11 protein-coding genes are annotated in these 13,655 nt (G+C 54.2%); 1 reads left to right on the top strand and 10 read right to left on the bottom strand.

The annotated features are described in order from the left end of the window. Positions 1–8 precede the first annotated feature (8 nt). Positions 9–1,103, top strand: a complete 1,095-nt coding sequence (locus tag N1689_RS09040) for an ABC transporter substrate-binding protein (protein ID WP_260058765.1) — start codon at positions 9–11, stop codon at positions 1,101–1,103. On the opposite strand, the gene N1689_RS09045 is transcribed toward N1689_RS09040, so the two are convergent. The 10 genes from N1689_RS09045 to sitC form a co-directional block, all read right to left on the bottom strand. Further along, a complete protein-coding gene (locus tag N1689_RS09045; protein ID WP_222925600.1) occupies positions 1,092–2,075 on the bottom strand; it encodes an XdhC family protein in 984 nt (327 codons plus the stop codon). The genes N1689_RS09040 and N1689_RS09045 overlap by 12 nt on opposite strands. Then, positions 2,072–2,638 (bottom strand): NTP transferase domain-containing protein, encoded by a 567-nt coding sequence (locus N1689_RS09050; RefSeq protein WP_161735700.1) that lies wholly within the window; start codon positions 2,636–2,638, stop codon positions 2,072–2,074. Before N1689_RS09050 ends, N1689_RS09045 begins: the two co-directional genes overlap by 4 nt. A 95-nt stretch (positions 2,639–2,733) precedes the next feature. Continuing rightward, positions 2,734–5,043: a xanthine dehydrogenase family protein molybdopterin-binding subunit gene (locus tag N1689_RS09055; RefSeq protein ID WP_260058642.1), complete on the bottom strand. Its 2,310-nt coding sequence runs from the start codon at positions 5,041–5,043 to the stop codon at positions 2,734–2,736. Then, the gene (locus N1689_RS09060; RefSeq protein WP_260058643.1) at positions 5,040–6,032 is read right to left on the bottom strand and encodes a xanthine dehydrogenase family protein subunit M; all 993 of its coding nucleotides are present in this window, start codon (positions 6,030–6,032) and stop codon (positions 5,040–5,042) included. The genes N1689_RS09055 and N1689_RS09060 overlap by 4 nt, the downstream gene beginning before the upstream one ends. Continuing rightward, positions 6,029–6,493, bottom strand: a complete 465-nt coding sequence (locus tag N1689_RS09065) for a (2Fe-2S)-binding protein (protein ID WP_161735753.1) — start codon at positions 6,491–6,493, stop codon at positions 6,029–6,031. Before N1689_RS09065 ends, N1689_RS09060 begins: the two co-directional genes overlap by 4 nt. Positions 6,494–7,151: 658 nt before the next feature. After that, positions 7,152–7,715 (bottom strand): hypothetical protein, encoded by a 564-nt coding sequence (locus tag N1689_RS09070; protein WP_161735693.1) that lies wholly within the window; start codon positions 7,713–7,715, stop codon positions 7,152–7,154. A 263-nt stretch (positions 7,716–7,978) separates the two neighbouring features. Next, positions 7,979–8,917 carry an omptin family outer membrane protease gene (locus N1689_RS09075; protein ID WP_260058644.1) on the bottom strand — a complete coding sequence of 313 codons (939 nt, stop codon included), beginning with the start codon at positions 8,915–8,917 and terminating at the stop codon, positions 7,979–7,981. A gap of 907 nt (positions 8,918–9,824) precedes the next feature. Then, positions 9,825–11,369 carry a methyl-accepting chemotaxis protein gene (locus tag N1689_RS09080; protein WP_253417979.1) on the bottom strand — a complete coding sequence of 515 codons (1,545 nt, stop codon included), beginning with the start codon at positions 11,367–11,369 and terminating at the stop codon, positions 9,825–9,827. A gap of 556 nt (positions 11,370–11,925) precedes the next feature. Then, positions 11,926–12,795 carry a metal ABC transporter permease gene (locus tag N1689_RS09085; protein WP_260058646.1) on the bottom strand — a complete coding sequence of 290 codons (870 nt, stop codon included), beginning with the start codon at positions 12,793–12,795 and terminating at the stop codon, positions 11,926–11,928. After that, positions 12,795–13,655 (bottom strand): iron/manganese ABC transporter permease subunit SitC, encoded by an 861-nt coding sequence (gene sitC, locus N1689_RS09090; protein WP_161736757.1) that lies wholly within the window; start codon positions 13,653–13,655, stop codon positions 12,795–12,797. The genes N1689_RS09085 and sitC overlap by 1 nt, the downstream gene beginning before the upstream one ends.

A 13,655-nucleotide genomic window follows, 5' to 3' on the forward strand; every position in this document is an offset into this window, starting at 1 on the left:
TCACTGTGATGCTGGTCAGCGCGTGTGCACATTCCCGCACGCTGACCGACATCACCGGTCGCCAGGTCACGATTCCCGACCATCCGCAGCGCATTATGCTGGGTGAAAGCCGGATGCTCTACAGCGTCGCACTTCTGATGCCCGGTAATCCGCTGCAGCATATTGCTGGCTGGCCGCAGGATCTGAAAAAGTACGATCCTCAGACCTGGCAGGTTTTTGCGCGCCAGTTCCCGCAGATGGAGACGATTCCGGTCGTGGGGCTGGATGGCGTTAACGATATGAATCCCGAACAGGTGATCGCACTTAAGCCGGATGTGGTGATCCTGCCGCAGCTGGCGCGCGACAGTGAAAACGTTGCCGTGCTGGAGAAGATGCTCGCTGCGGCGCATATTCCGGTGGTGAAGATCGATCTGCGGGTTAATCTGCTGAAAAACACTGAGCGCAGCATCACTTTGCTGGGTGAGGTGCTCAATCAGCCACAGCGCGCGGCTCAGTTTAATCACTTCTACCGCAGCCACATGCAGCGCATTTCGAGTCGGCTGGCGGATTATCACGGTCCGAAACCGTCCGTGCTGTTGCAGTTACATCTTGGACGACGCAGCGAGTGCTGCGTCACCTCGGTGAATGGCAATCTGGGTGAGCTACTGACGTTTGCTGGTGGCAATAACATCGCCAGCCAGCAGATCAAAGGCGTATTCGGACGGCTGAGTGAGGAGAGTGTGATTGCGGCACAGCCGGATTACTACTTTGCCACCGGCACCGGCAGCGCCGATGAAGCGGGAGCCTTAAAACTCGGCCCCGCCGTCACAACAGCGCAGACCCGGCAAAGCCTGCTCGCACTGACCAGTCAGCAGAATGCGCTGAAGCAGCTCACCGCGCTGCGCGACGGTCATGCCGGAGTTATCTGGCACAATTTTTATCTCAGCCCGTGGCACGTCGTAGCGACCGAATTCTTTGCTGCCACGCTCTACCCGCAACTGTTCCGCGACGTCGATCCCGAACAGACGTTACAGCAGCTGTTCCGTGATTTCCTGCCGATACCCTTTTCAGGCAGCTATCTTTATCGGCTGGCGCCCGAGAAGACGCCGGGATCAGACGGCTGACTGCGCGCTATTCTTCACCCGGACGATATCGGCCATGACCGACAGCGCAATCTCTGCCGGAGTCTTGCTGCCGATGGGCAGGCCGATGGGCGCATGGATGCGGTCCAGTTCGGCCCGATCCATTCCGGCGATCTGTTGCAGTCGCGCCCGTCGTTTCTCGCTGTTTTTCGCCGAACCCATGATGCCGATGTAGAACGCGGGTGTGGCAATCGCCTCCATCATCGTCAGATCATCAATGCGGGGATCGTGGGTCAGTGCCACAATGGCTACCGCGGCGTGCGCCCCGTTCAGTTCCAGCCAGCGCGCCGGATGCTGTGATACCAGCGTCACGTTATCCGCGTCGCTGAAGTGACTTTCCAGCTCCGTCCGCATTTCCGGTCGGTGCTCACAGACCCGCACGTGAAAGCCCAGTATCTGCCCCAGCCGGATGCACTCATGTGCCACGCTGGAGTAGCCCGCGATCAGGAGTTCCGGTATCGCGCCCACCGGCAGTAACAACTGTTGCTCGCTGGCATCCAGTGCGGGCAGCCTCCTGTCGGCGGCAATCGCCTCCCACTGCGCACGCGCGCCCGGGCGTATCAGTTTTACCAGCGGCTGTTGCCCGCTCAGCGCGCGCTGCATCGCCGTCAGCAGCGCCAGCGTGGCGTCATCAGGCGGCAGAAATTCTATGACGATTTCCAGACTGCCGCCGCACGGCAGGCTGACGTCAGGACGCATCCCGCCCTCGCCATAGCGTACCCGCTGACTGCTGGCGCGATACGCCCCTGCCGCCAGCTGTGCCAGAAAGTCCTCTTCGATGCAGCCGCCCGACAGCGATCCGCAGTATGCGCCGGTTTCGTTAACCGTCATGAGTGTCCCGGGTGCGCGGGGCGAAGAGCCATAGGTGCGCAGCACCGTGCAGAGCCAGACCTGCTGGCCCGCCTGGCAACTGCTCAGTGCCGCATTAATCACGCGTTGATCCAGCGTTATCATGAAAATTCCTTTATCAGCTGCAGATCGGCAGGGAAATCGATATCACAAAGGCAGCCGCGATCGTGAAGCGGCAGCCGGACAGCCTGTGACCTTACTATCGCCTGTGGTCCGGCATCGCCCTGTAACGTGCTCAGCATGGGAAAAGAGTGATTCTGAAAACCCACCGGATGGCCCGGTTTTCCCTCAATGACTGGCCTGACGATGGGCGAATCCACCAGCGCAGCACTGATGGCACGGTAACTTTCAGGCGTCACAAACGGCATATCGCCCAGCGCAATCAGCCAGCCGTCGTAGTCACGGCTGGCGTTAACGCCCGCCGCGATGGACTCGCCCAGCCCACCGCTGTCGCACAGCACGACAGTCGCCCGCGTACAGAATGCCTGGATTGCCAGGGCGTCGGGACGGGTCACCACGAACAGGTCAAGCCCGCTGGCAGCGGCCTGATCCAGCGTGCGCTGCAGCACCGGTTTGCCTTCAAGGTCAGCCAGCAGCTTATGCTCGCCCCCCTGCTGGCGAAAACGTTGACTCAGCCCGGCGGCCAGTACAATCAGCGCTATCTTCACTCTCGTTCTCCGCTATACGTGAAAAACGGGCGCAGGCTTTAGCCCGCGCCCGCATGACCTGAGTCTGACCTGCTGGCAGCAGGTCAGGAACCGGTTCAGATAAGCTTGTCGAGCGTTATCGGCAGGTCGCGTACGCGCTTGCCGGTGGCATGGAATACCGCATTACTGATCGCTGCCGCAACGCCGACGATACCCAGTTCACCCACCGGTTTACCGCCCATCGTGGTCGCCTCAAAGTCGGGTTCGCCGACGTTGATGGTGGTAATGCTCGGGATGTCGCCATTAACCGGCACTAAGTAGTCTGCGAGGTTATTGTTAATTACCCGACCGTTACGCGGATCGATGATGCCCTCCTCCATTAGCGCCTGACCCACACCCATGATCATGCCGCCAATCCACTGGCTACGCGCCAGTTTCGGGTTATAGAGACGACCGCTGTCGAGCGCTGCCACCATCCGTTTAACCCGGATGGTACCGAAATCCTCATCGACCCGGACCTCAACAAATTGCGCACTCCAGCTGTGAGCAGAGAATTTTTCAGGACGGGTGCCGTCATTAAGATTACGCACCATCTTGTCGCGGTCACTTTCTGACATATCATCCGGGAACGTGCCGCCTTTCACCGCCAGACTCTCTGCCGGTGCCAGGCTGGCCAGTTCCGCGTATGACACGACCCGGTCGCTGCGCTGCATGTGCTGCACCCCATCGCCTTTCAGCGTGAGCTGAGACGCAGGTGTGCCTTTTAATGGCGACTGAGGTAGTTCGCTGGCCAGCTTCAGCAGCTGGTCGCGCATCCGTTTAGCGGTGTCGTCCACCGCGGCGGTTACGTTACCTGCCAGCTGCGATCCGCCCGCTACACCTGCGCGCGGCAGCTCGGTGTCACCCAGCTGCACTTCTATGGTGGTGGAGGCGACACCCAGAATATCGGCAGCGGTCTGCGCCAGGATGGTATAGGTTCCGGTGCCGATATCTGCGCCGCCGCACTGCACCACAAATGTTCCCTGCGGCGTCAGGATGATTTTCGCCTCGGCGGGCAGTTTGTTGACCGGATAGGTGCCGGAGGCCATGCCCCAGCCAATCAGTTCACGCCCTTCACGCATTGAACGCGGCGCCATGATGCGCTTGTCCCAGCCAAAAGCTTCAGCGCCTTTCTGATAGGCTTCTTTCAGACGGCGCGAGCTCCACGGCAGATCGAGCTGATAATCTTTATCTGCCCAGTTACGCAGACGCAGTTCCAGCGGATCGATGTTCAGGGCATAGGCCATCTCATCCATCGCCACTTCCAGTCCAAAGGCGCTTGGGTTTTCACCAGGCGCGCGCATCCAGCCTGGCGTTACGGTATTGATTGGCCTGACCTGATGCCGGGCGGAGACATTGCCTACCGCATACATGCGGGCGGTAACTTTGCTGCAGTTCTCGGCAAAAACGTCGATGAGTGACGTTTCACTGAAGCTGCGCTGGATAATCGCCTGGATTTTGCCGTCGCGCGATGCGCCCAGTTCCAGCTGCTGCGAGGTCGCCGGACGCCCGCCAAGACCGGTGAAAGTCTGCGGACGGGTCAGTGACACTTTGACTGGGCGCTTCAGTGCCCGCGAGGCGACTGTCGCCAGTGCAACGTGGGTGTAAGGCACCGGCTTAGAGCCAAATCCCCCACCGACATACGGTGAGATGATCCGCACGTTTTCCACCTCAATGCCCATCCACTCGGCAATCTCCACCTGCGCGCCGGCGACCCACTGGCTCGGCTCCCAGACGGTAATGCGCCCATCCTGCCACTCCGCCACACAGGCGTGCGGCTCCATTGGCATGTTGTATTCACGCGGGGTGGTGTAACGCTGGCTCAGACGCACCTCGGCCTGCTGCATCGCCGCCTGAGCATCGCCCATATCGATATCCTGCTTCGGGAGCGGTTTAGGTTCAACGCCCTCATCGGTGGCAAAAATCAGTGCATCAGACGTTTCATACTCAATCTCCACCAGCGAGGCGGCATAGGTCGCCTGTTCAAACGTTTCGGCGACAACCAGACCAATGTTCTGACCGTTGTGAATAATCACATCGTCCTGAATCGGGGTGTAGGTTGACTGCGCCGCGCCGCCATCGGCAATCGCCGTGGGCTTGTTGATTTTCAGCGTGTTCAGATGGGTATAGACCGCCAGCACACCTGCGGCCTGCTGCGCCTTTTCCGTCGCCATACGGCTGATGCGACCGCTGGCGACGGTAGACTGGATTACCACGCCGTAAAGTAGATTTTCCGGCTGATATTCAACCGCATAACGCGCCTCACCGGTGACTTTTACTTTGCCATCGCCACGCGCGCGGGGAGCGCCCAAGCCTTCAATCTGGGTGTCTGTCGCTGAGCTGGCGTTGATCACATCCGGACGCGCTTTGTCGTTTACTTCACTCATGAGGTTTCTCCTGCTGCCATCAGCGCGCGTGCAATCACTCGTGGCGCCAGTTTTACTTTATAGGCGTTGTGGGTCAGCGCCTGCGTCTCCTGAGTAATCTGCTCTGCTGCCTGAAACACCGTCTCTTCATTAAACGGCTGGCCTTCCAGCGCCTGCTCTACCGATCGGACGCGCCAGGGTTTGGTCGCAACGCCGCCGAGCGCGATATGCACGTCACGCATCACGCCGTTTTCCAGGGTAAAGCCTGCGGCCGCGCTGGCTGCTGCAAACTCATAGGAGCTGCGGTCACGCACTTTGAGGTAGTGTGAGTGGCGGAGTGACTCGGTTTGCGGCACGTCAATGGCCACAATGATCTCGTCATCGCGCAGATCGTGCTCACGGTCAGGCGTATCACCCGGCAGCAGGAAAAAGTCATCAATTGGGATGCGACGGATGTCCCCCCGCTGATTCTGCAGAACGACGATGGCGTCAAACGCCACCAGCGCAACCGCCAGATCGCCGGGATAGACCGCAATGCAGCTGTCGCTGGCACCCAGAATCGCATGATTGCTGTTAACGCCATCCCGTGCGGCGCAGCCGGAACCGGGATTGCGTTTGTTGCAGGCCGGGAACGTTGCCGGGTCACGGTAGTAGTTACATCGGGTGCGCTGACGTAAATTTCCACCCAGCGACGCCATATTACGAATCTGCGGGGATGCAGCCTGCCACAGGCTGCCATAGATGGCAGGCGCATTCTGCTGGCAGGCGGGATGGTCGGCCAATTGGCTCATGGTCACCAGTGCACCGGCAGTGATTTTTTCGTCGTCAAATTGCAGGTTTTTCAGCGCCGTTATCCCGCTGATGCCGATTAACTGCGGTGGCGTGAAGACCCCACACTTCATCAGATCGAGCTGTGTGGTGCCGCCCGCCAGCAACTGGCTACCGGATTGCTGTTTCAGGGCTGCGGCTTCCTGGGGAGACTGCGCAACTTTCCAGCTGAATTCATTCATGCGGACTCCTTCGCCATCTCAGCAGCGGCCTGTTTAATCGCATCGACAATGTGTGGATAAGCACCGCAACGGCAGAGGTTGCCGCTCATATATTCACGGATCTCATCGTCCGAACCGGCATGGCCCTCTTTGATGCAGGCGACGGCGGACATGATCTGACCCGGCGTGCAGTAGCCACACTGGAAGGCATCATTCTCCATAAAGCAGCGCTGCACCGGATGCAGGTCACCGTCAGTGGAGGCCAGCCCTTCAATGCTGGTGACGTCAGCACCATCCGCCTGGGCCGCCAGCGTCAGGCAGCTCAGCACCCGCTGACCATTAATCAGTACGGTGCAGGCACCGCACTGTCCCTGATCGCACCCTTTTTTGGTGCCGGTCAGATTAAGATGCTCACGCAGTGCGTCGAGCAATGTGACCCGTGAATCGACCTGCATCTGTTGCGACTGACCATTAACCTGCATTGTTAGCGATATTTTTTCCGACATTGTCTGCTTCCCATTGTTGGGGGCCAAAAGATGGTTTTTTTATAGGTTTAGTTCTGACGGGAGTTAAATCGGGGAAAATCGTGATAACCCTAATCTTTACGCGCGTATCTGTGTCTTAAGGTTTAGCAGCTTTTTAGCAATCTGGCAGGCATGTCGGGAAAAAGTCAGCGTTTTCCGAGGCAAAAAGGAAAGCAAATCGCTGTATAATGTTTATTATAGCGAATTCATATTATTGAATTTAAAAGATATATTTCTGGAGTTTTCCAGCCTGTCTCGCTTACAGGATTGATGCAGCCACCTCACTAATTTTTCCGCAAATTGTAGCCCTGACATCATCCGCCAGTTGCAGTGGCAGAGCTGATAGCAGGCGGAATGAAAAGGCTGATCACCTGATGGCGCCAGCTCTGACAGAAGAACTGGCGCGTTCAGGTGTGCTTAATCAGACACGTTTCAGATGAGGAGTCTGGTCAGAAAGGTGGTCCCTGGCGGATTCATACGCCCGTCTTTTCTAAAGGCTATCCATATCCTCTGCGAAAGTGGCAGAAATGCTCAAACCCTTCCCTGGTCAGCGATACTGGCCGATTACATATCATGTCTTCAGTGTGACGATGTTACAGCGATAGTTGAATCATGATTAGCTGCCGCCTATAAGATGCTGACAACGATTTCTGGCGTCCCAGTTATTCTGAGGTAGCGTTTTGAAATCAGACGCAATTCTGGCCGGGTCTGAATTAACAGTAATGGTATAATCCGACGAAATCTCCCGGGGACCATATTTAGTATCAAGAAAGTAGCGTTTGCCTGGCTGTGGAATAAATGGAACCCATTGTGAGAGCAAATAGCTTTCCGGGAATTTCGTTTTTTTTCCGTGTGCATCGTAATGGCTCATTATCGTGTTGAGCTGCTGAAAAGCCATGAGCCTGCCAGGCTTGACCTTTGCGGTCATAACGTGCCCTGCGGAGGGGATAAGATTTGATTCCAGCTGATGGCGATCAACCCTGTCATAACAGGTGCCTTTCTTCTCATAGACCGAAAGATAAAATGTACCCACAAATCCCTCTGGATTGATGGCCACCACCGTCGCTGCATCTTGACCTTCGTAATCTGTGTAATTAAGGGGTAACAGCGTGGAACAGCCAGTGAGGAAAATAATGGTGAAAAACGTAGCAATTTTCATAACTTTCGGGATGACCGGCATTTTTTTCTCTTCCTAAGATGCGTTATGCTGGACGCTATCAGCAAACGGGAATGACATTTAACGATATTTATCTGATTAATAAGATTTGTAATTAATTTTAAAAAAGGCAGAACTGCCGGACTGAACATTATTTAAACAGTTTATAGTATTGATTTAATTATGAATTTATATACAGACGTAGCATTGATATTTTTTTTGCTAACACTATCAAAAAGCCCCTAAGGGGCTTAACGTTACATTATCATCTGGCGTACAGGATCGAATCAGAAGCGATATTGCAGACCGGCTGTAATGGTATAGTTTTTATTCGATATACCAGCCGCATCTCCACCAATGGATGCTGATTCACCGGAGACTCTGTCAATAATCTGAGTGCTGCCTTTGCCTTCTTCATATTTGCTGTAAGTGAATTCGGCAAATACTTTGGCATTTGGCGTTACATAATAGCCAGCATCTACTGATGTTCCGTAGTACCGCGAATTAGTCGCTTTCTCACGGAAGGTAAGATCGCGCATGTAATGCTCGTCATTATCGTGTGCCCGCACCCAGTCACTGAATTTAAATAAGGCGTTAAATTCAAAGTCGTTTATACGATACTGGCCCGCAAGACCAATATACGGCATGGAAAAACGCTGGCTATAGCCAATACCGCGCTCGCCTCTTGGGAAATCACCCGTAGAAGCGCCGTTATCGTAATTATATGAACCGCCAAAAGCTGTCCAGCTTAAACGGGTTTCCTGATAACCAGCTGTCAGTCCGGCTTTATAGTTATCGCCCTGTAATGCCCAGCCTTTTACATTGAGATCGTATTCATTGGCGTAATTAACATCTGTGCGGGGATGGGATGAATGGTCCGTCCAGTCAGACTGGTTGTCATCGAGCCAGTCATAGTCATCCATGTGACCCGAACCAGAAGCCAGTGAAGTCCAGCCTCGCGCATTCAGCGTCAGAAATGAGTATGCATCCCAGGATAACTCGCCTTTGAGAATAGCAACATTCTTTATTTTCCAGTCCAGCTGACTGACTTTGCGGCCTGTTTCGGTGTCGTAAACCATCTCATGAGATTTGCCACTCAGCATCCCGGCTGACGTCGACACAGTAAAGCTTTCCGGAGAAAAATTCGGTAAAAATCGACCTGCATCTGCACAGGCTCCGCCTGACAGAGTCGCCATCATCATCACTGCAACGGTGCTTTTTTTCATTTCAGTTCCATATCCATAAAGGTAATCCCTGTACAGCAGCGCCGTTCTTTTCGTAGCACGGCTGCTGCGCTTCTATACTCACCTGCGGGGTACAAGCCCCGGAACACTGGCGAAAGCCTGCGCGGCGGCTCATGCGAAGCCGCGGGTTTCTTACCCCTTTTTGCTCGCAGCTTTGAACCGTTAAGGCAAATTCCTTAATCGGCTGCTTTCTGAAAAAACATTAATTATTTTTGTTATTTCACTGTGCGTCATTCACCAGCCCCTCTTTTGGCCAGTCAGAAATTTGTTTTCAGGCGAGCAACTGCTGCGGCTGGCAAATATCCGCTTTATGGGAAAAAGACCAATGAGACGATGACGACAATAAGGAGAGATGTTTCTGAAGTGAGGTTTGTAACACCACGCCGCACAGGGCACATCACAGGTGCTGTTTTGCATTCTGCAAGGTCTGCGGCTGGTCGAAGCTTCTATGCGCAATAGCTTAACCAGTAGTGCAGCGAAGTACAGGCAGGTTTGCTCAGGCCTTACCACTGAGCGCAGCATTCACAATGCTGTCATCTGCCCTTCCACCCGAGGTAATCAAAAAGGTTAGCGCGATAGTTGGATTTTTTCAGCGTTCCAGCTCAGGCTGCGGCACTCTTTTTCAGGCGCAAGCCTGGCGGTAAAGCGCATCAGGGCGGCATGGCTGACTTTACGCGGGATTAGGCGGCAACAGGGGTATCTTTACTCTCCCCCTGTTCCCTTTCATGCTCTTTTTTCTGTAGTCAGAAAATGAAAAAAACGAATGTTGTCTTAGCGAGGAGTGACAGACAGGTGCCTGTCACCCATCCTTATCTGCCGGAAAAGCAGACCATCGGAGATGTGGATACTGGCAGCGCCTTCAACAGACGAACGCTATCGCCAGAGGTCGTCACACCTGAAACGCGGCTACCATGCCCCGCAGCGCGTGAGCCTGTTCAGAGAGCGACTGTGAGGCTGAAGACGATTCTTCCACCAGCGCAGCGTTATTCTGCGTCACGCTGTCCATCTGCGTCACGGCGACACTGACCTGAGATATGCCCTGCATCTGCTCTGATGAGGCAAGGGAAATCGTATCCATCGACACAGCCAGTTCATTCACCATGCCAACAATTTGCATAATGCTGTCGCCGGTTGACGAGGCGACTGTGACGCCGCTTTCCACCTGGGTTACCGCTTCTTCGATAAGCAACTTTATATCCCGTGCGGCGGAGGCACTGCGCTGCGCCAGCGTCCTGACCTCACCCGCTACAACAGCAAAGCCGCGTCCTTCTTCTCCTGCACGAGCCGCCTCAACGGCTGCATTCAGCGCCAGGATGTTGGTCTGAAACGCAATACTTTCAATCACAGAGGTGATGTCCCGGACTTTAGTCGCGCTCATTGATATGGCTTGCATAGTCTCTGCCATACGTTTGACATCTGCTTCCCCGGCGCGGGTAAGGCGCGCGGTTTCACGGGCTGAGTTGGCGGTCTGATGCGCCCCGCTTGCATTGTTTTTTACGGTAGCGGTGAGCTGTTCCATGCTTGCCGCCGTTTCCTGCAGGGCGGCAGCCTGCTGTTCGGTTCGGGAGGAGAGTTCTGTATTACCCTGTGAGATTTCATCTGCGGCCAGTGCAACGGATGCAGATGTATCTCTGATATTTGCCACCATACTGCGCAGGTTGGCCTGCATAACATCCAGCGAGGCCAGCAGGCTGGAGGTATCGTTATGTCGTAACAGAACAGGCGATGTCAGATTACCCGACGCAATCGCCGCGGCCAGCGCCTGTGCCTGCGCGGGCTCACCGCCCAGCTGGCGCATGAGCGTCCGAATGATGGAGTAACAGGCTGCGATAGCGATGAGGAAAGAAATCAACACCATCACCGACATCAGCATAGCCGTTTGCGCAGCGGCTTCCCTGGCATCCAGAACGGTTTTCCTGCTTACCTGCATCTGAATAGTTGAAAGCCGATCAAGGGCATTCAGCATTGTTCGCTGTCCTGGCCTTACGGTTTTTAGCAGGTAATCAACGGTTTCAGACTGAGGTGCCGCCATCGCTTTCCTGCCCGCCGTCATAAGCAGGCTAAGTGCGGATTCATCCGTGGAGGTCAGATTTTCCAGCGCACTTTTACCTTCCTCTGAGACGTTTTGCGACATACTGGCAGTGAGTTTGTCCCTGTTCTGAATGTAGATGGCTTTCTGAGCGACCATCCTGTCCCATTCAGGCTGTCTGTCATTCTGTTCATTCAGTAATGCAATATTCCTGACTGCGATCGCCATATCTCTGGCCGCATTTCGCATGTTCTGAATCAGTTCATAGCGGTAAATTTTATTATTTACAGCGTTTTCCATATCGTCCCTTGCCTGCCAGAGTGCATGGAGTGCCGTCCCGGTGCAGAGAAGAAAAAGGATGATTAGCAGGCTATACCCTGCGACAAGACGCGTGGCTATTTTCATATTATTTTCCGTTATACTTTTGAGATTGCTATGTTGCTCTGGTGTTAAGAAATGAGGTTGAATAAAAAAATCATTAAAACTTTTTCTGGTTGCGCCATCAATAACGGCGCGACAGAAAATATATATAGACGATGGGAGAGGAAACTAAGAAATCAGAAAGAGAGAAACACGCATGGAAAAACACAACCCATTGATAATTATCAATTAAAACAATAACTATCAGCAGATTAATTAGTGTTAAAAATCATTTCACGCTACAAATTATTTCTAAGCGTATTTTTTGTTCAACGCGATTGAATGGATTGCCGGAATCATACATTTCTAAGGAAGTGCGCTACTTTAGTTTTTCGCATAATTATCTAAATCGGTGCTGACACCACCATTAATAATTATTGAGTGATTAAATTATCCGCTCCGGGCACAGAGCGGATATCACTGCCAGACCCGACAAGATGAATCATTCGCCGTTTAAAACGTCAACGTTCAGGCATGAGAATAAGCCTGATTAGACGCCAGCCACTCTGAAATCTGAATTTCACCACGCCGTATTATTGCATCAGGATTGTTTATCACCGCAGACGCTCTTTTCGTTATAACGATGTTTCAACCTTTCCAGCTGCCGGGTTTTCCGCCCCGCAATGACCATCGCGACAATAAATACCACTGCAAACAACACCACGATCGTCGGCGCAGGCGCACTGTCGATAAAGAACGAAAGATAAACGCCGCTCAGTGACACGATCACCGCTACAACAACCGCCGCCAGCAGCGCATGTGAAAAACGACGGGTGATCAGCACCGCGATTGCGCCGGGCGCGATTAGCAGGGAGATTGACAGGATGATCCCCACCGCCTTTAGCGTCGCTACAATTGTCAGCGAGACCATGCAGAGCAGCCCGTAATGCAGCAGACGGGCGGGTAAGCCAGAGACCTGCGCCTGCTGAGGGTCGAAGCTGAACAACATAAAATCACGCCACTTCACGACAATCACCATAACGATGATCAACGCGATAATCGCGGTCTGAATGATATCTGCGCCGGTTATGCCAAGCATGTCACCAAACAGAATATGATCGAGGTGCACTTCGGGTTTCACGGCGATGTAGAGGATTAGCCCCACCGCAAACATGCCGGAGAAGACAATGCCCAGCACGGTGTCCTGCTTAATACGGCTGTTGTCCTGCAGAAATCCACTGGCAACGGCACAGAACAGCCCTGCAACAAACGCGCCCACCGCCAGCGGCAGTCCTGCCATCCACGCGAGCACGATGCCAGGGAATACCGCATGGCTCATGGCATCGCCCATCAGCGCCCAGCCTTTCAGCACCAGAAACACCGACAGCAGCGCACAGGGGATCGCTACGACAAACGCGATAAGCAAAGCGCTATTCATAAATGCAAACTGGAAGGGTTCAAGGATCCACATCAGACAGGCTCCCTTTTGGGTTGCTGGCGGCCACGACGCCGGTTAGCCAGCAGACCATGTTTCGGCGCAAAGACAAACGCCAGCAGGAACAGCAATGTCTGCGCGACCACGATGATGCCGCCCGTTGCGCCATCCAGGTAGTAACTCGCCCAGGCACCAAGAAAACTGGTGATGCTGCCAATCGCGACAGCAATCATCAGCAGACGTGGAAAGCGATCGGTGAGCAGCCAGGCGGTTGCGCCGGGCGTCACCACCAGACAGATCACCAGAAAGGCGCCAACAGTTTGCAGCGCCGCCACGGTTGAAACTGCGAGCAGAGTAAAGAAGAGGATTTTCAGTCGTTCAGGGCGCAGACCAATGGCGCGCGCGTGGTTCTCATCAAAGAAGGTGACCATCAGATCTTTCCACTTAAACAGCAGAATGATAATCGACAGCCCGCCAATCAGCGCCAGCTGGAGAATATCGGCTGGCGCAATCGCCAGTATGTTGCCCAGCACAATGGTCTGTATGTTCACGGCTGTCGGATTGAGCGACACCATAAACAGACCCAGACCAAAGAAAGAGGAAAATATCAGACCAATAATCGCATCTTCTTTTAAACGTGTGCGCTGATTAAGTAACAGCATACTGCCCGCTGCCAGCCCGCCGGAGAGAAATGCTCCCAGTGCAAACGGCAGTCCCAGCATATAAGCGCCCGCGACGCCAGGAACAATAGAGTGTGAAAGCGCGTCACCTATCAGCGACCAGCCCTTGAGCATCAGATAGCAGGAGAGAAACGCGCAGAGTCCGCCTACCATCGCGGATACCCACATCGCGTTAAGCATGTAGTGATAACCAAAAGGTTCCAGTAACAGCGCCAT

It is taken from the genome of Pantoea sp. XY16, assembly GCF_025153065.1.
GTDB lineage: Bacteria > Pseudomonadota > Gammaproteobacteria > Enterobacterales > Enterobacteriaceae > Pantoea > Pantoea alfalfae.